At 60.2% G+C, this 17551-nt stretch carries 17 protein-coding genes, 1 tRNA gene and 2 pseudogenes; 9 read left to right on the top strand and 11 right to left on the bottom strand.

The window, feature by feature from the left end:
- Window positions 1-11 precede the first annotated feature (11 nt).
- Complete coding sequence (mbfA, locus tag JTP94_RS03770) at window positions 12-995, bottom strand: iron exporter MbfA (protein ID WP_204849216.1); 984 nt, start codon at window positions 993-995, stop codon at window positions 12-14.
- Between the two features lie 264 nt (window positions 996-1259).
- Between mbfA and JTP94_RS03765 the strand changes: the two genes are divergently transcribed.
- Entirely contained in the window at window positions 1260-1727 is a 468-nt protein-coding gene (locus tag JTP94_RS03765; protein ID WP_204849215.1) for a group III truncated hemoglobin, read from the top strand.
- A gap of 255 nt (window positions 1728-1982) precedes the next feature.
- Here the strand turns inward: JTP94_RS03765 and JTP94_RS03760 are convergent, their stop codons facing one another.
- Window positions 1983-2897, bottom strand: coding sequence for a DMT family transporter (locus JTP94_RS03760; protein WP_204849214.1), 915 nt, complete (start codon window positions 2895-2897; stop codon window positions 1983-1985).
- Window positions 2898-2994: 97 nt separating this feature from the next.
- Window positions 2995-4020 carry a histone deacetylase family protein gene (locus JTP94_RS03755; protein ID WP_204849213.1) on the bottom strand — a complete coding sequence of 342 codons (1026 nt, stop codon included), beginning with the start codon at window positions 4018-4020 and terminating at the stop codon, window positions 2995-2997.
- Between the two features lie 154 nt (window positions 4021-4174).
- On the opposite strand from JTP94_RS03755, the gene JTP94_RS03750 reads away from it, so the two are divergent.
- Window positions 4175-4780 (top strand): HAD-IA family hydrolase, encoded by a 606-nt coding sequence (locus JTP94_RS03750; RefSeq protein ID WP_204849212.1) that lies wholly within the window; start codon window positions 4175-4177, stop codon window positions 4778-4780.
- A gap of 13 nt (window positions 4781-4793) precedes the next feature.
- Here JTP94_RS03750 and JTP94_RS03745 read toward each other — a convergent pair whose 3' ends face one another.
- Window positions 4794-5315 carry a GNAT family N-acetyltransferase gene (locus tag JTP94_RS03745; RefSeq protein ID WP_204849211.1) on the bottom strand — a complete coding sequence of 174 codons (522 nt, stop codon included), beginning with the start codon at window positions 5313-5315 and terminating at the stop codon, window positions 4794-4796.
- An 18-nt stretch (window positions 5316-5333) separates the two neighbouring features.
- A complete protein-coding gene (locus JTP94_RS03740; protein ID WP_204849210.1) occupies window positions 5334-5906 on the bottom strand; it encodes a helix-turn-helix domain-containing protein in 573 nt (190 codons plus the stop codon).
- Between the two features lie 172 nt (window positions 5907-6078).
- On the opposite strand from JTP94_RS03740, the gene lepA reads away from it, so the two are divergent.
- Window positions 6079-7911, top strand: a complete 1833-nt coding sequence (lepA, locus tag JTP94_RS03735) for a translation elongation factor 4 (protein ID WP_034514280.1) — start codon at window positions 6079-6081, stop codon at window positions 7909-7911.
- A gap of 8 nt (window positions 7912-7919) precedes the next feature.
- Window positions 7920-8078 (top strand): annotated as a pseudogene (locus tag JTP94_RS03730) (type II toxin-antitoxin system CcdA family antitoxin); the annotation flags it as partial.
- A 24-nt stretch (window positions 8079-8102) separates the two neighbouring features.
- Here JTP94_RS03730 and JTP94_RS03725 read toward each other — a convergent pair.
- Window positions 8103-8558, bottom strand: a complete 456-nt coding sequence (locus JTP94_RS03725) for a GFA family protein (protein WP_204849208.1) — start codon at window positions 8556-8558, stop codon at window positions 8103-8105.
- 92 nt (window positions 8559-8650) lie between these two features.
- Window positions 8651-9385, bottom strand: a complete 735-nt coding sequence (locus tag JTP94_RS03720; protein ID WP_204849207.1) for a type 1 glutamine amidotransferase — start codon at window positions 9383-9385, stop codon at window positions 8651-8653.
- A 227-nt stretch (window positions 9386-9612) separates the two neighbouring features.
- Here JTP94_RS03720 and JTP94_RS03715 point away from each other — a divergent pair, with 227 nt between their 5' ends.
- Window positions 9613-9906: a SelT/SelW/SelH family protein gene (locus JTP94_RS03715; protein ID WP_004108029.1), complete on the top strand. Its 294-nt coding sequence runs from the start codon at window positions 9613-9615 to the stop codon at window positions 9904-9906.
- Window positions 9907-9930: 24 nt separating this feature from the next.
- Here JTP94_RS03715 and JTP94_RS03710 read toward each other — a convergent pair whose 3' ends face one another.
- Entirely contained in the window at window positions 9931-10359 is a 429-nt protein-coding gene (locus JTP94_RS03710; protein WP_204849206.1) for a BA14K family protein, read from the bottom strand.
- Between the two features lie 189 nt (window positions 10360-10548).
- Here JTP94_RS03710 and JTP94_RS03705 point away from each other — a divergent pair, with 189 nt between their 5' ends.
- Window positions 10549-11970: a phosphomannomutase gene (locus tag JTP94_RS03705; RefSeq protein ID WP_204849556.1), complete on the top strand. Its 1422-nt coding sequence runs from the start codon at window positions 10549-10551 to the stop codon at window positions 11968-11970.
- Between the two features lie 92 nt (window positions 11971-12062).
- Window positions 12063-12149 (top strand) — tRNA-Leu (locus tag JTP94_RS03700).
- A gap of 207 nt (window positions 12150-12356) precedes the next feature.
- Here JTP94_RS03700 and JTP94_RS35990 read toward each other — a convergent pair.
- A pseudogene (locus JTP94_RS35990) lies at window positions 12357-12755 on the bottom strand (tyrosine-type recombinase/integrase); the annotation flags it as partial.
- Here JTP94_RS35990 and JTP94_RS35320 point away from each other — a divergent pair.
- On the top strand, window positions 12642-13310 hold the full coding sequence (locus tag JTP94_RS35320) for a hypothetical protein (RefSeq protein ID WP_246754650.1): 669 nt from the start codon (window positions 12642-12644) through the stop codon (window positions 13308-13310). The pseudogene JTP94_RS35990 and the gene JTP94_RS35320 overlap by 114 nt on opposite strands.
- 89 nt (window positions 13311-13399) lie before the next feature.
- On the opposite strand, the gene JTP94_RS03690 is transcribed toward JTP94_RS35320, so the two are convergent.
- A complete protein-coding gene (locus tag JTP94_RS03690) occupies window positions 13400-14527 on the bottom strand; it encodes a putative sugar O-methyltransferase (protein WP_204849205.1) in 1128 nt (375 codons plus the stop codon).
- Window positions 14528-15242: 715 nt separating this feature from the next.
- Here JTP94_RS03690 and JTP94_RS03685 point away from each other — a divergent pair.
- Window positions 15243-15425, top strand: coding sequence for a hypothetical protein (locus JTP94_RS03685; protein WP_034514185.1), 183 nt, complete (start codon window positions 15243-15245; stop codon window positions 15423-15425).
- 152 nt (window positions 15426-15577) lie between these two features.
- Here the strand turns inward: JTP94_RS03685 and JTP94_RS03680 are convergent, their stop codons facing one another.
- Window positions 15578-17497, bottom strand: coding sequence for a beta-N-acetylhexosaminidase (locus tag JTP94_RS03680; RefSeq protein WP_204849204.1), 1920 nt, complete (start codon window positions 17495-17497; stop codon window positions 15578-15580).
- Between the last annotated feature and the right edge of the window lie 54 nt (window positions 17498-17551).

The following is a 17551-nucleotide window of genomic DNA, read 5'->3' as shown; positions in this document are numbered from 1 at the left end:
TGCGACACGCCCTAAGCGTTTCCGATCAATATGCCCGCCGCGAGCACGAGGGAGCCGCCGACCACCACCTGGAAGGCCGCACGCAGAAACGGTGTTTCCATATATCTGTTCTGGATGAAGGCAATGGCCCAGAGCTCGAAGAAGACAACAATGGCCGCGATGATCGTCGCCGTCCAGAACTGCGGAATGAGATAGGGCAGCGCATGGCCAAGGCCGCCGAGCGCAGTCATGATGCCGCAGGCAAGACCACGCTTGATCGGCGAGCCGCGCCCGGAAATCTTGCCGTCGTCATGGGCGGCTTCGGTGAAACCCATGGAAATGCCGGCACCGACCGATGCCGAGAGGCCAACGAGAAAAGTCTGCCATGTCTGCTGCGTGGCGAAGGCAGCGGCGAAGATCGGCGCCAGGGTCGAAACAGAACCATCCATGAGGCCAGCGAGACCCGGCTGCACATAGGTCAACACGAACTGGCGACGCGCATGCGCATCCTCCTCGTGCTTGACGGTTTCCGGCGTATGCTTGTCGCCGAGCATGCGGGCGACGTCCTCGTGGCCCTGCTCGGCCAGTGCCAGATCGCCGAGAAGCTGGCGTGTCGAGGCATCCGAGACCTGCTTGGCCGCTTCGACATAGAAATTATAGGCCTGCTGCTCCATCGCCTCCGCTTCCTCGCGCATGGCGTCGAGAGAGAGATTCTTGCGCAGCCAGTCCGGTTTGCGCTCATAGAAGCCGCTTACATGCTCGCGCCGGATCAGCGGGATACGCTCGCCAAAACGCTGGCGGTGCATGTCGATCAGGGTCTTGCGATGGGTGTCCTCGACCTCGGCCATATCTTCGAAAACCTTGGCGGACTCGGGATAATTCGGGCGCAGTATGTCGGCATAGGCGAGATAGATGCGTGAATCGTCCTCTTCGGCGGCGATGGCTATGGCCAGGATCTCCTGCTCGGACAGGGAGGTAAAGGAACGTTTCGGCGAACGGAAAAAACCCAGCAGCATGGGAGGTAGCCTCTTACTTTTAGAATTATTCTAAATCTAAAATGGACCATCCTGTAGGTCAAGCGCCGAGGCAATACCTCACACAGAAATCGCGCCTCGGGAAATGTCGGATGATGCAGAAGGGGAGCGGAAAATTGCAACGCCACTTTGACAGATTGCCGCAACGCCTGCATGACGTCTTGGCTTCGCCATGAAATAGCATAGACAGGCGGGGACGAAGGCCGGTCGCCGCGGCGTTCCGCGCATGATCGGCAGGAGCATCATATGGAAAACGACATACAGGGCCGGGCCGCCCATCTCGCCGGCATCCGCGAAAAAGCCGAAGCGGAGATGACGCGCATGGGCATCGATGCCGCCTTCATCGACAGGTTGGTCGAAACGTTTTACGGGCGCATTCAGGCGCATCCCCGTCTCGGCCCGGTATTCGACGGTCGTCTCGCCGGGCGCTGGCCGGACCATATGGAGAAGATGAAACGCTTCTGGTCGTCGGTCGCCTTCAAGAACGGCGCCTATGGCGGCAAGCCGGTGCAGGCACATCTCGGCGTCGAGGGTATCGCGGCCGATCTCTTTCCGGAGTGGTTGGCGCTGTTTTCGCAGACACTTGATGATATCGCGCCCACCAAGGAGGCGAAGAACTGGTTCATGGCCACCGCCGAACGCATTGCCAAAAGCCTGATACTGTCGCTCTTCTATAATCCGGCGGCGGATGATCCGGCGCGACAGGGTGGATGAGCGATAATCGCGCCTTCGAGTTGGCGGAGAGTCTCGTACCCCCCTCTGTCCCTTTGGGGACATCTCCCCCACAAGGGGGGAGATTGGTAACTCGCAGCGCTCTCCTGACTCAAGCAAACATCGAGTCAGCTGAAATTGCAGTCTATTGTCTTACGACTAACGAGCGGCAGACTCCCAACGATCTCCCCCCTTGTGGGGGAGATGTCACGATAGTGACAGAGGGGGGTGTCAGAGGCGCGGCATATCGAAAGCTCGTCAACTCCTCGCAGCAAAAACAGTCGCCCCGATACTGGCGGCAACGACAAGCGCCGTACCAAACATCTGCGACGGCGTCATCGGCTGCGAGAGGATGACGAAGCCGGCGAAGGCGCCGATGGCGGGCTCGAGGCTCATGAGAATACCGAAGGACGAGGTGGGCATGCGCCGCAGCGCCACCATTTCCAGCACATAGGGAAGCAGCGGAACGAGCAGCGCCAAGCCGGCTATTTCGAGGAGGCCAAAGGCCGTCAGATGCGGGACTGCGGAGGCGAAGCCGAAGGGCGTCGAAACGACTGCCGCGACCAGCAACGACAAGGAAAGCCCTTCAAGACCCTGAAAAGCATTGCCGACCTTCTTCGTCAGCAGGATGTAGCAAGCCCACCCGGCGCCCGCGCCGATGGCAAAGAGGATGCCTGGCAGATTGCCCACCCATTCCTCGCCGTCATAGGCCAATAGCAGAACGCCGATAGCGGCGAAGATGGGCCAGAGAAGCTGCCGGCTCAACCCGAATCCGAGGGTCGCGACAAGCAGAGGCCCGAGAAATTCGATGGCGACGGCAAGACCCAATGGAATACGAACAATCGCCGAAAAGAAGGACGTCGTCATCAGTGCCGACACGGTGCCGAGCGCCAGCACGCCGATCCATTGCGAGCGGCTGTAGCTCATGATCTTCGGCCGAACGATGATCGCCAATGCGGCGGATGCGAAGACGAGCCGCAGCCACGTCGCGCCGACCGGTCCATAGGTGTTGATGATCGGAGACGACAATGCCGAGCCGAACTGGATTGACGACATGGACATCACGCACATGAGCACGCCGGCAGCGATGCCGCCGGAAGACGGCGCCACATCCGGATGCGGCATCAGCGCCGCACCGCCATCCGAGCCACCTTCGACAATCTTCTTATCCATGACCTCTCCTCTTACGCGAGGCTTTTAGAGGCCGAGCCAGATACTGGCAAATTCAAACTTTTCATCCTGCGATCAGACGCTTTGATACAAGAAACCGTCAGCCCTCGAGGCCCTTCAGCACGTTAGCGACATTCAACCCGATCTCCGGCACGCCATAGCCGCCCTCCATGCAGACGAGAACAGGCAAGCCGGCAGCCGCGATACGCTCGCCCATGCGAATGAAATCCTCTGACGCCAGTTTGAAGAAGGAAATCGGATCGCGCTCGAACGTATCGACGCCGAGCGAGAGCACGATCGCCTCCGCGCCGAAGGTCTTGATCCGGGAAAGCACGTCATCCAGCGCCGCCGACCAGACTTCCCAGGGCGTGCCGCGCGGCATCGGATAATTGCGGTTGCTACCGAGCCCGTCACCCTCGCCCTGCTCGTCGGCATGGCCGAGAAAGTAAGGAAAGGCATGGATCGGATCGCCATGAAGCGAGGCGGTGAAGACATCGCCACGCTGGTAGAATATGTCCTGCGTGCCGTTGCCGTGGTGGAAATCGACGTCGAGCACCGCCACCTTCGCCGCACCATGATCGCGCAGGCGCTGAGCCGCGACGCCGGCATTATTGATGAAGCAATAGCCGCCGAAGAGATCGAAGCCGGCGTGGTGACCGGGCGGGCGGCAGAGCGCGAAGGCGAAACGATTGCCGGCATGGAGCCAGTCGGCGCCGGTCAGGGCGCAGCGCATCGAGGCGATGGCTGCCTCATAAGACCCTTTGGTGATCGAGGTATCAGCGGCATTGGCATAATGGCCGATCATGCCGACGATGTTTTCCGGCACGCGCTGGCTGGTGCGCCTGACGGGAAAGGAATTGGAGATTGCCTCGCCCATGTAGCCGGCGGCGACCCAGCGCTCCCAGACCACGCCCAGAAAATCGAGATAGGCGGGATCATGCACCTTGCGCGCCGTCTCCAGCCCATGCGCCTCTGGAGCAACGACATCGACAAAACCTGCCTCCTTGACTGCGGCCAGGATCCATTCGGCGCGGAACGGCGCTTCGAAGGGCGTGACGAGCTGCCCGTCATGCAGCTCGGTCTTGGCGTCCCTGAGCTTATGGTCCTCCGAGTAAATGACCCGCATCGTCGTCTCCTCTATGACAGGCTAAATCAGGTTATCGATGCAAAGGCTTACATGCATCCAGACCAAGAAAAAAGGGTGAGATGCGGCCTTGAATACAGCCGCAAACGACGGCACCTTCCACCTGCCTTTTCATCAACCGGGAGATTCGCGCGGCATGAAAATCCTGATGGTCGATGTCGACGGCGTGTTGGTCAATGGCCGGCCGAGTGACGGCTTGCCGCTGTTCACCTATCTGGAGCGCGATCTCGGGCTGCGGCTGGATGTGCTGCAGGCGGCATTCTTCAAAACCTGCTGGCGCGACATCGTCACCGGCCGCGACGCGCTGGAACCGAGGCTAACGGAGGTTCTCGGCACGATCGCTCCGGGTCTCAGCGCGAGAACGCTGATCGACTACTGGTTTGAAAACGATTCTCGCCTCGACCACACGCTGCTCGACGACCTCGCCGCGCTGCGGGCGGAGGGGACGCAAATGTTTCTTGCGACCAATCAGGAGCATCTGCGCGCGGCCTACCTCATGGATGAGCTCGGGCTTTCCTCGCGCTTCGACGGCATTTTCTATTCTGCTGCTCTCGGCCATCAAAAACCATCAGCCGAGTTCTTTCAGCTGGTGACCGAGAAGGTGCGCATCCCCGCCAACGAGATCGGCTTCATCGACGATGTCGAGGCCAATATCGAGGCCGCACGTCAGTTCGGCTGGAAGGCGATGCAATGGACATCCGGCATGAGACTGCAGGACGCCATCGCCGCCTTTTCCGCCTGAGCTACCGCCCGCCTCAAGCGGCGATACGCTTGTAGAAAATGGTCGTGTCGCAGAGGCCGCCCTCCGGCCACATCGCATAGTCCGGGATGACGCCGACGCGTTGCCAGCCGAGACGCGGATAGATGGCCTCGGCTTCGCTGCCGGTGGCCGTATCGAGCACCAGCAGGCTCTTGCCGAGCCGGGATGCTTCGCGTTCCGCCGCCTCCATCAGGAGACGGGCAAGACCCTTGCCGCGAGCGGAGCGATGCACCAGCAATTTCTTCAGATCGCCGCGATGCGGCTGGTTCGGCATCTGCGCCGCGCCCACTTGCACGGTGCCCAGAACCTTGCCCTCGATCTCGGCAACAAGAAGCAGCGTCGCGCCGCTCTCGACGCTATCGGCGACGCCTTGCCAATAGGGCATGGCGTCAGCCGACCCATAGGGCTGCATGAAACCGACCGAGGCGCCACCCTTGACGCAATCGGCGAGCACTTCGCAAAGATCGGAGAGGACGGCACGGGCATCAGCAGCGGATAGAAGGCGAATGTCGGGCATGAAAGGGTCCTTGGATGGTTATGAACGGCCGCGATCGAGGATGACGCAATAGCGCGCCGGTCCCTCGCCCGGATTGTGGAAGGCATGACCGTCGCCGACGCCCATGAACAGGCAATCGCCGGGCATCAGGCGGTGGGTGACATCGCGATGGGTCACCTCCATCTCGCCCTCGAACAGCCAGACATGCTGGGTCATGCCGAGGCTTGCGGTGTTGGGAGGAAAGCTGACGCGCGCGCCGGCGGGAAAGACGACTTCGACGAGATCGACCTTCGAGCCCGTTCCCGGTGGCGAGATCGCGCGTCTGACATAGCCGGTCTCCGGATCAGGCCAGATTGCCTGCTGGTCGCGGCGGGCCAGCGGCGATACCTCTTTGTCTTCCTCGGCGAAGAAGGCCGAGAGAGAAAGGCCGAGCGCCGCGCAGAGCCGCGACAATAGGGAAGCCGTCGGGCTCGCCTCGGCCCGCTCGATGCGCGAGATCATCGCGCGGCTGACGGCCGAGGTGTTCGACAGCTCATCCAGCGTCAGGCCGCGGGCGATGCGCAGCTGCTTGATGCGAGCGCCAATCGCCAGTTCCAGATCATCATCAGTCATTTGATTCCATCATCCGCGCTTGAATTCTATTATAAGAGAATTACACGATCCAATAGTGGAATCAAGCGTGATCATAATCTGCCCGGCGCGACGTCAGAAAAGCCTACCGCAGCGTGAATATAGCCGTCAAAACCCCGCTTTTCCGCTTTGCGGCGCGGGGCGGCGCTGCTATATGGCGCGCATGAGCACCAATTCCACCACACCGCTTTCGCACATCCGCAACTTCTCGATCGTGGCCCATATCGACCACGGCAAATCGACGCTGGCCGATCGTCTGATCCAGACGACGGGTGGCCTCGCCGAACGCGAGATGTCGGAGCAGGTGCTCGACAGCATGGATATCGAGCGCGAGCGCGGCATCACCATCAAGGCCCAGACGGTGCGCCTGCACTACAAGGCCAATAATGGCGAGACCTATATCCTCAACCTGATCGACACGCCCGGCCACGTCGACTTCGCCTATGAAGTCTCGCGCTCGCTGTCGGCCTGCGAAGGATCGCTGCTGGTGGTCGACGCCAGCCAGGGCGTGGAAGCGCAGACGCTCGCCAACGTCTATCAGGCGATCGACAACAACCACGAGATCGTCACCGTTCTCAACAAGATCGACCTGCCGGCGGCCGAACCGGACCGCATCAAGGCGCAGATCGAAGAAGTCATCGGCATCGACGCCTCCGAGGCCGTGCTGATCTCGGCCAAGACCGGTCTTGGCATCCCGGACGTTCTCGAAGCCATCGTCCACAAGCTGCCGGCGCCGAAGAGCCCCGGCGGCGAAAAGGCGCCGTTGAAGGCGCTGCTGGTCGACAGCTGGTACGATACCTATCTCGGCGTCATGGTTCTCGTGCGCATCATCGACGGCGTGATGACCAAGGGCCAGACCATCCGCATGATGGGCACGGACGTGAAATACCAGGTCGAGCGCGTCGGCGTGCTGACACCGAAAATGCTCACCGTCGAAAGCCTCGGCCCGGGCGAGATCGGTTTCATCACCGCCTCGATCAAGGAAGTGGCCGATACCCGCGTCGGCGATACCATCACCGAAGACAAGCGTCCGACGGCCCAGGCCTTGCCGGGCTTCAAGCCGGCCCAGCCCGTGGTGTTCTGCGGCCTGTTCCCAGTCGATGCCGCCGAATTCGAGGATCTGCGCTCAGCCATGGGCAAGCTGCGCCTCAACGACGCCAGCTTCTCCTTCGAGATGGAATCCTCGGCCGCACTCGGCTTCGGCTTCCGCTGCGGCTTCCTCGGCCTGCTGCATCTGGAAATCATCCAGGAACGCCTGGAGCGCGAATTCAATCTCGACCTGATCGCGACTGCCCCTTCCGTCGTCTATCAGCTCACCATGACCGACGGCACCGCGATCGAGCTGCACAATCCAGCCGACATGCCCGACGTCGTCAAGATTGCCGAATTCCGCGAACCGTGGATCAAGGCGACAATCCTGACGCCGGACGACTATCTCGGCTCGATCCTGAAACTCTGCCAGGACCGCCGCGGCGTCCAGACCGAGCTGACCTATGTCGGCAACCGCGCCATGATCACCTATGACCTGCCGCTCAACGAAGTGGTCTTCGATTTCTACGACCGCCTGAAGTCGATTTCCAAGGGCTATGCCTCCTTCGACTACAGCCTGACCGACTATCGCGAGAGCGATCTCGTCAAGATGTCGATCCTCGTCAATGCCGAGCCGGTCGACGCGCTGTCTATGCTGGTGCACCGCTCTGCCGCCGAAAAGCGCGGCCGCGTCATGTGCGAGAAGCTGAAGGATCTTATCCCGCAGCACATGTTCCAGATCCCGATCCAGGCCGCCATCGGCGGACGCATCATCGCCCGCGAAACGGTGAAGGCGCTGCGCAAGGACGTGACCGCCAAGTGCTACGGCGGCGACGCCACCCGCAAGCGCAAGCTGCTGGACAAGCAGAAGGAAGGCAAGAAGCGCATGCGGCAGTTCGGCAAGGTCGAAATCCCGCAGGAAGCGTTTATTGCGGCGCTGAAGATGGGGGATGAGTGAGCGACTCGAAGATCGATATCTCACGCCCTATAGAAGACAAGGCTGCTCGCGCCAGCAAGATTGAGCGCGAGCGTTTCTGGCTCGTTGAAAATGCAGAGGCGATTGCGGAAGCAAATGCCTATATCGAAAAGCACAGTCTGCCTTTTGCGAAATACCGGCAATTCTGACGGCGTGGGTTCGCTGCTGCGGGTTTAGGCCTGCCCCATATATTCCTTGATCAAACCTTCATACTCTTCCATGGCCGGCAGCGCGGCATAGCTGTGCTTGGCGGGCGTGTTAACCCAGGGCAGCTTTTCGCCCGTCCAGGTCTCAATGAAGGGCGTGAACCAACTGGCGTCGTCGAGCATGGTGGCGCGCGTATTGACGAACCAATCCACGCCTTCGAGCCGCGTGAACAGCCAGCTCATGCAATGCGGGCAGAAATAGTGATGGATGGCATCGCCGTGCAGACCGCCGATGACCGGCTCGCCCCTGGTCACCTCGAAACCATCGGAGGGGATCGCGGCGCTCAGCGAATAGGCGCTGCCCGTCATGCGCTGGCAACCGGTGCAATGGCAGGCCATGGTGAGCATGGGCTTGGCGCTGATCTTCAGCCGCACCTGTCCGCAACGGCAGCCGCCCTCGCAGGGTAGTTCCAGCGTCGTCATGATTTTATCTCCCCCAGTCTTCAATGATTGATCGGTGCTGAGCTCTCAGAGCGGATGATCCGGCACCGACTTCCCTCCTAATTAGGCAATCCTCAGGCTTCCGCAGCTTGAAGAACCTGCTGTCGCGTTCCAATCGTCCGCACCCAGGCACGCGCGATGGCAAGACCCGCGGTTTCTGCCGCTGCCGCATGCTTGGCGACAAGCTCCGGATAGCTCTCCAGCCAACCCGGTTCCTTGCTTTCGATCGTCGCCTTGAATTCGGCGCGCCAGCGATCGACCACGGCGGCATTGGCCTCGAAGTGGAACTGCGTGCCATAGGTAGCGCGGCCGATGCGATAGGCCTGGTTCTGCGCGACCCCGTTGGTCGCCAAGCGTACGGCACTGGCCGGCAGGGTGAAGGTGTCGGAATGCCATTCGAAGATGGTGAATTGGTCGCCGACGCCGGCCAGCAGCGGATCCGCCTTGCCCTCCTCGGTAAGGCCGACCGTTTTCCAACCGAATTCATGAGCCGTGCCGATGAGATTTTCCGCCTCGTAGGCGCGCGCAAGGATCTGGCTGCCGAGGCAGATGCCGAGCACGGCCTTGTCCTCGCCTTCGAAACGGCGCATCAGGCGCGCCAGCTCCGGCAGGTAGGGATGGGTTTCATCATCGCGGGCATTCTGCTCGCCGCCGAGCACAACGAGCGCGTCATAAGATGCCGTGTCCTTTGGAAGCTCTTCGCCGTCCCATGCGCGGAACCATTCGGTCTTAGCTCCGGCCTCCTCGAGCGCGATGCCGAGGGCACCGAGCGGGGTATTCTTCATATTCTCGATGATTGCGACGCGCATGCCGATGATTCCCGAGCAATGTTCTCGCCAGAGATGAGCACGAGGCGGGGTGATCAGGCAAGGGCTTAGCTTGCAGCCCGCCAAAGTTGAGCCTAGAGCGCTTCCGTTCCAAACAAGGTCACGGCAGCGCTCTATCCTTTTGTTTTTGCGCATTTCCGCACGGAAAACCGCTTCACACTTTTCCTGGAAATGCTCTAGATGTCATCAAACGACGAAGGATGACAATGATGAGCGACAAGCCGCGGATCACCATTCTCTATTGCACGCAATGCAACTGGCTGCTGCGCTCCGGCTGGATGGCGCAAGAGCTGCTGCAGACTTTCACTGACAGTCTCGGCGAAGTGGCGCTTATACCCGGCACCGGCGGCGTCTTTGAAATCCGCATCGATGGCGAGCTCTTGTGGGAACGCAAGCGCGACGGCGGCTTCCCGGGGCCGAAGGAGCTGAAGCAGCGGGTGCGCGATATCATCGACCCCGAGCGCGATCTCGGCCATACGGATCGCGCATCGCTGGAAAGCTGAGCTGCTCATTGCCGGCCGCAGCCCTCAGTCAAAGGGCGAACGGCAGGTCTGGAAGCCGTGATGGATCGTGGAATAGAGGTTGGTGCCTGCATTATAGGTCCGATAGCGTTCGGCGCACCACATCTGATGCCGGCTACGCTGCTGGGCCGGCGACGGATAGACGAACCGCGGCGGCGTATAGTTTTCTCGCGGAGGGATCTGAATCCGCGGGCTGTCGTAACGGGTCGTACCGCCGGTATAGGGTGGCGTGATGGGAAGGGGCTGGCCAGGCCGGGTATAGAATTGCCGTGACCCGAAGCCGAAGCAGCCGCGAGAATCACAAATGACGGAGTTGGTGGTGCGCGGCGGAATGACGATCCTCGGAGGATCGGAAGCGGCAGCGGCGAAATCCGCATGTGCCAGCAAGGCGAAACCGAGAGCGCAACCGAACGCGATCCTGCCGAAAACAGCCATGATAAACTCCTGTAGCAGGCGCCGCCAGCCGATGTCGCTGCCGCGGCGCTTCCATATCTATTTGGTGTCATGACGGTGGCAAAACCAGTGCTGCCGCAACCGGAAAGCAACACTTCACGATCGGTTGATCCTTAAGACGGCTTGCGCCATAACAGCGCAATCATTCCGAGGAGATTGCCTGTGAGCAGCTTGAAATTTGGCACCAGCGGCCTTCGCGGCCTATCCGTCGACCTCATCGGACGGGCATCCGCCCTCTATGCGACCGCCTTTGCCCACCATCTGCTGAAGAGCGGCCATGCCAAACCCGACGACCTCATTCTCGTCGGCCGCGACTTCCGCGAGTCGAGCCCTGCCATCTCGGCCACCTGCATCGGCGCCCTGAAGCACGCCGGTCTGACGCCGATCGATTGCGGCGCGCTGCCAACGCCGGCACTGGCGCTTTACGGGCTGCAGCTCAAAGCCGCGTCGCTGATGATCACCGGCTCGCATATTCCCGCCGATCGCAACGGCATCAAGTTCTACCGGCCCGACGGCGAGATCGACAAGCAGGACGAGCTGGCGATCAGCGCGGAAGCAACCGCGATCATCGACACGTTTATCGACGAGACATCAGGCAATGCCGAAAATCGCATGGCAGAGGCCGAAGCGCTGTTCCTGGAGCGCAACAAGGGCCTGCTTCCCGCGGGCAGCCTCGCAGGCCTCACCATCGGCGTCTATCAGCATAGCACGGTCGCCCGCGACCTCTTCGGCCAGGTGCTTACCCATTACGGCGCTCGCGTGGTGCCGCTCGGCCGCTCCGAGAGCTTCATTCCGGTCGATACCGAGGCCGTCTCCGCCGATACCATCCGGCTGCTGAAGGGCTGGGCGCCGGAGCACGGGCTTGATGCCATCGTCTCGGCTGATGGCGATGGCGACCGGCCGCTTGTCGCGGATGAAACCGGCGAGCCGCTGCGCGGCGACCTACTCGGCCTCATCGCCGCGAACTTCCTCGGCGCCGAGGTCGTGGTGACCCCGGTCACCTCCAATTCCGGCATCGAAGCCGCCGGTTCCTATGCGGTCACCCGCACCCGCGTCGGCTCGCCCTATGTGATCGCCGGCATGGACGAGGCCGTTGCCGCCGGCAAGGCCAACGTGATGGGCTTCGAGGCCAATGGCGGCACGCTGACTGCCAGCCGCTTCACCGTCGCGGGCAAGCCCTTCGATGCCCTGCCGACACGCGACAGCTTCCTGCCGATCCTTGCGACGCTCTATGCGGCCGCACAGGCGCAGAAACCGCTCTCCGCCGTGGCCGGCAGCTATCGCCTGCCCTTTGCCGCCGCCGACCGTCTGGAGAATTTCCCTGTGGAAACCAGTGCCGCGCTGATGGCCCATTTGCGCGCTTCCGACGCCAACCTCGCGGACTTCCTTACCCCCATTGCCGGGGTGACATCGAAGAGCGACATAGACGGGCTGCGGGTAACGCTTGTGGACGGCCGAATCATCCATTTCCGCCCCTCCGGAAACGCGCCGGAAATGCGCTGCTATGTCGAAGCCGGAAGCGAAAGCGAGGCAAAGGCCCTGCTGGAACAGGGACTTGGCCTGATCACCGCATGGGCGGCAGCCCGGGTCTGACCTGGGCTTCAACCGCTTTTTTCCAGATTGACACGAAAACTTCAAAAACCCTGTTGACACCGGACGGCCACCCCCTTACATGCGTGTCCGTCGCCCAGATGGCGGAATTGGTAGACGCGCCAGCTTCAGGTGCTGGTACCCGAAAGGGTGTGGAGGTTCGAGTCCTCTTCTGGGCACCATTCCATTTTTTCAGCATTGATTTTGCTGGATAATTCATCAGAAATTGTCCCACTTTTTTCCACCTCTTCGGGTGTGGGACAAATTTCTGTGCTCGTTTGTTCCAACGTCAGCTTATGCATCGCGCCGCCGGCCAGCTTTTTGCGGTTGGCCTGCTTCGTGTAGAGCGTCGTTTGCTTCTTCGTGGTCCACCCGAAGATCGCCATCAGCTCATCATCGGTCGCGCCGTTCTCGGCGGCAATCGTCGCGCCCGCCTTGCGCAGTCCGTGGGTCGAGCAATGGAACAGGTTCGCCTCGTCGCACCAATCCCGCATCTTGTTGCCGAGGCCGTTCTTGGTGAACGGCTTGCCATATTCCGTGACCATGTAAGTCATCTGCTCTGCCGGCTGCTCGCCGAGACACTTCTGCAGGACTGACACGATCGGGATCTGTACGGTCACGCCGCTGCTGTCCTTCGTCTTGCCGGGGCGGATCGTCAGCCAACCGTCGCGAGCGTGCTGGCGGCCGACGATCGCCAGTTCCTGCAGGCGCAGACCGGTAAACAAAGCGAGGTTCAGAAACAGATAAGGCTTCGTGCCAGGCGGGTGCTTGGCGATGTACTGTTCCACCTCGGCGACGGTCCACGTGTGAAAGCCAGTACTGTTCTTATTGACCTTCTTGATTCGCAGCGCCGGATTGACTTCGGCCAGCTCGTTTTCGACGGCCCATCCAAACATCGCCGAGATGTATTTGACCATGTTGTCCTGCGCGCCGGCCGTCGATCGCAGCTCGTCGCGGATCTCGGTGATATACTTTTTCTTCATTGCGGCGAATGGCAGGTCGCCGCGCCGCAGCTTGCTTTCCTTGGTGACGCTTTCGCAGATCTCTTCCAGCATCGTCGCGCGCCTGGCGAGCTGATCCGGTGCCATGGTGTTGCCTGCGCGCCTTGTACTGCTGGACCAGCCAGCCGAACGTTCCAGGCTCTGCGGTTCTATCCAGCGTGGCTGGCTCGGGTGCCGGCTTCTCGCCTGGTCGGATATAGGGAACGCCAAGACGCGCGCACGCGACTTCCTGCTCGAATTCATCGGTTCCCGGCTGCTCACGCAAGCGGACCCTTTTGCGGCCTAGTGCACGTCTCCGGTCCGCCGATCGAAGGGCGGTTCTCTTCGTCAAATTGTGAGTAAACCTAGACCGTGTCCAGTCTTTTTTGTTCTATGAACGTTCTCATTTTAAGGAAGAGTCAAGCACGTTGATCAAGCAGAAAATGGCGATACTAGCGAAAGAGAGAAACCAGCCGCCGGAGCGGCTGCATTAGCCGCCAAGAACTACTTGCTTGGATAGCCTTGAGCATTCGGAGGTTCCTGTCGAACGAGAACACCTCTTCAACGTAGCCGGCGCGAAGCCAGTAAGGGCATCGTGATCGAAGACTTGATGGGTAAAGCGACTGGCACAATTTCATCGTCTTGAAAAGGTTTGCCTCATGGTTGATCGACACGAAGGTCTCGCAATTTTCGCTAATCCATGCGAGATAATCCGTTGCTGTCTTTTCTCCCATTTCTGTCAGGGAATCAACGTTGAGCACGATATCGACTTGTCCAACTGAATGAAGCTCAGACGGCGGCAATAGAACGATCCTGTCATTTTTCGGCACCGTGTCGCCGAGCAGCCAGATAGCATCATCACCTAAAACAGAAGCAAGGAAGAGTGCCTGCCCAACAATCGTCATGGGCAGATCGATGATCGTATATTTCAATCCCAAGAGATGCCCGAAGAATGCGGTTCTCCCCATCCCGCCGCCAATCTCAAGACAGCTTTCGGCAGCATATCTGCGGACAAGAATAGACTGATATACGGCCTGAATCGTACGGTAGGAGATCAGACCTTTTGACGTTGCGATGCCGAACTCACCGGAGAAGGGATTCGGAAAAGAAATTCTCCCTCCGAAAATGCCATCGATAATCTCAATAGCCTCCTCAACCGATTTAGTCTCTGGTTTGGTTTCGTAAGCATAACGCGCCCCGCCGTGACGATTGAAAAGATCAACCTCACCTAGCGCAACCAATAAATTATCGACCTCCGACTTTAGGCTGTCATATCCGTCTTTCCACCTGGCACCGATGATTTCCATCACATCTTTGGCCAGATTATCAACGCCATAATAGAGGTTTGTAGATTGCGGATCCGAGAGCAGCTCCATAAGCAAATGGTCATCATCCGACAAAAGCGCTTCATGGATTTCAGTCTGTTTGGCACCGATCATCAACCAGATGGTGGAATCTTCAGGCGTAGGTGATCGGCTTAATGCCAACCTATAAGAGTTTTTGATGCGGGAAATGAGAGAAGGGCTCGGCTTTGTGCCGATCTCTACTCGTGCCATTTCTGCGATAGAAATATTGTCCATGCCGGCCCCCTCCGGTTGTCTTTGCAAACGATTAACATCAGCTAAGGCGAATGTCGATTCCGAGAGTTCGCTCGCTGGCTGTAGATCGCCATACTTTACTTTTGAAAACTACCGGTTGGGGGATATCGTGTCCCTAGGCTGGATCGGTGCATTAGCCACCAAGTAGAAAACGCCGAGAAGGTCAACAGGCGGAACCGGGGTCAAGGTCGTGCATCTGGCGTTTTACAGCCCCATTGATACCAAACGGCATTTTCTCGTGCGAACGGCCGAGTTTTACAGCTAAGTGCTGGCGTCATCGACAATAAGTCGAGCTTCCCAAGCTGATGCTAGATCGTCTCTTCTTGATCGCCGCCGCGGACGCGGAGGGAATAAATCGTGGGACATGGCGCACGAAAAGCATAATGATTGCCTTGGTCGGTCAATTGTCCCACGATTTTGCAACGCATTGTTTATGCCGGCTTTCCGGACACCTCTTCTGGGCACCATTCCATTTGATCACTGCCAAGATCAAACACTTAATCCTGCACAATAATTTGCATATTTGCTGCCCTGTAACAGAGGGTAGCAACGTTGCGTCTGGGCCTGCTCACGTCATCCACGCGCCCTCGTCCCCCGCTTTGCGCAACCCTCCATCCCGCTACAGAACTACCTCTCGGTCCCCCGTCTGGTTAACCTCTCGCACAGGGAGGGACAGACCAATAAGGGGAACAATAAAATGGACCATATCTGCAACCTCCTCTGGCTTGCTTTCAGCGTCGCTCTTCTCTTTGCCGCGTTGAACAGGAGGCTGGTCGGGGATTATCTGAGCATGTGGTATCTGCTTGTCATCACGGCCATCGCCGTATTGGCCTGGGTTGGGGTATTCCCGACTGACGTCACCACGGCGCGGGCCGGGTAATTTAGCGAAACGAAGCAATTCTGGCTTTGCCGGCCATCATTTGTCACCTCATTCCGGGCATGAAAAAGCCGCCGAAAGTTTCTTCCGGCAGCTTCGAATGCGGTCAGACATTGAATGAGGATGAAAATTGCCTCACCCCCAAGTGGCTTGAGCTAGAGCTTCGGGCTCAGCGGGACGATGGCGGCAAATCGCAGCCAGTCCTTTTGCGCCTTCGGCGTCCAGGCTGCCTCGGCAACGGCCGGCAGGCGTGGGAAGACCAGGCGGTTGAAGTAATCACGCGAGATGAAATTCTCCTGCCAGATGCAGGCCTGTACACCCTTCATGAGGTGCTTCAGCTCATCCGGGAAATCACCTTCCGCCTCGTAGGCGTAGGTATGGGCTGGCGGTACGGTCCCGGCCCAGCTGGCACCTGGCTCCTGCCAGGCATCGGCCTGCACCATGTCGAGATAATAGGCCTGGCCCGGCGTCATGACGACCTCATAGCCTTCGCGCGCAAGCTCGATGCCGACCTCGGGCTTTTCCCAGGCCATCAGCAGCGAGCCTTCGGCACCGACGCCGCCGCCATGGGCGACTTCGTTCCAGCCGGCAAGCTTGCGGCCGCGCGCTGTCAGCATCGCCTTGATCCGTTTCAGGAAATAGGATTGCAGCGCGAAGGTGCCCGATATGCCTTCGCGGTCCATGAGCTTGCGCGCCAAGGGCGAAGCGAGCCAGGAACCGTTGGCGACCTCGTCGCCGCCGATATGGATATATTCGGAGGGGAAGAGCTCGACCATTTCGTCGAAGACCTTGCCGAGGAATTCGTAGGTCGGCTCGATGGTGGGATTCAATGCGTTGTTCGGAAAGCCCTGGACGGAATGATAGCTGTCCGGCGCTTCCTGCCCGTCGGTCAGGTCAGGCAGGGCAACAAGGGTGGCGGTGCTATGGCCGGGGATATCGACCTCGGGCACGACCTCGATGCCGAGCGCTAGGGCATGGGCGACGATCTCGCGTACGTCATCCTGCGAATAGAAGCCGCCAACGGGTTCGGCACCGTTTCCGAGCTGCGGCAGCAGCGGCTCATCCGGTCCGCGCAGCACGCCGGTCGAGGTCAGCTGCGGATAGGCGCGGATCTCCAGCCGCCAGGCTTCGTCATCCGTCAGGTGCCAGTGGAAGATATTGAGCTTCAGCCAGGCGAGAATGTCGATCAGGCGGAGGACATCGTCCTTGGGCGTGAATTGCCTGGACACGTCGAGATGGCAGCCGCGCCAGCCGTAGCGCGGCTGGTCGGCGATCTCGCCCGAAACCGGGAAGCGGAACTTGCCGGGTTCGCGCCGCGCGCCGTCCAGAAGCTGCGCCAGCGTCGTCAGGCCGTAGAGGCGGCCAGCATCAGCCGAAAAGGCGAGCACGACCTCATCTCCGGAGAAGGTAAGCTCATAGGCTTCCCGGGCAAGCGCCGGCCGCTCGACGAAACGCAGCGCCCTGCCCTGCGGCGCGGCGATGAGGCTGAAGGGAATGTGATTGGCAGGAAACAGCCGGCGGAACAGCGCTTGTGCCGTGGCGAGCGCCTTCACGCTTGCGGCATCCGTACCCTTGGCGGGATGGAGCGCGACCGGGAAGTCTTCGCCCGGCTTGACATCGATCGTCGCCGGCCACGGCTGGATGGCGAAGGGAAGCTCCAGCCTGCCTTCCGGCAACAGCACCGGCGGCGGCTCGCTGACGCGGCCTTCGAGCAGAAGGTCTGACGTGAAGACCGTCACATGACTGCCATCCGCCAGCGTCACATAGGCTGATTTGGCGCCGTCGGTGCAATGCCGCGCGACCCGGTGAAGGGCGGAGACACTGAACGTCCAGCTCTCTCCGGGCGCGATGGACAGGCCGGCCGGTGGTGCAAACTGATGGAAATTGGCGTTGCGGCGCACGAAGACGGCATTGTCGCAGGCCTCTGGATCGACGACGCGCGTCAGCGTCGTATAGGCAAGGCGGAAATTCGCGAGAGGCGCATCCGAGAAATTGAAAAGCGTCAGGGTCAGTCGACCATGCTTTCCTCCCTCGGGAGACCAGGTGTTTTCGAGATGATAGGAAGCCGGCTGCATCTTAGTTCCCTCTTTGGCGACGCGCGTTCAGAGCATGATGCCGAAAAGTGTAAG

It is taken from the genome of Martinezella lusitana (genome assembly GCF_016901135.1).
Taxonomy (GTDB): Bacteria; Pseudomonadota; Alphaproteobacteria; order Rhizobiales; family Rhizobiaceae; genus Rhizobium; species Rhizobium lusitanum_D.
This window is presented reverse-complemented; position numbering and strand designations above follow the sequence as displayed.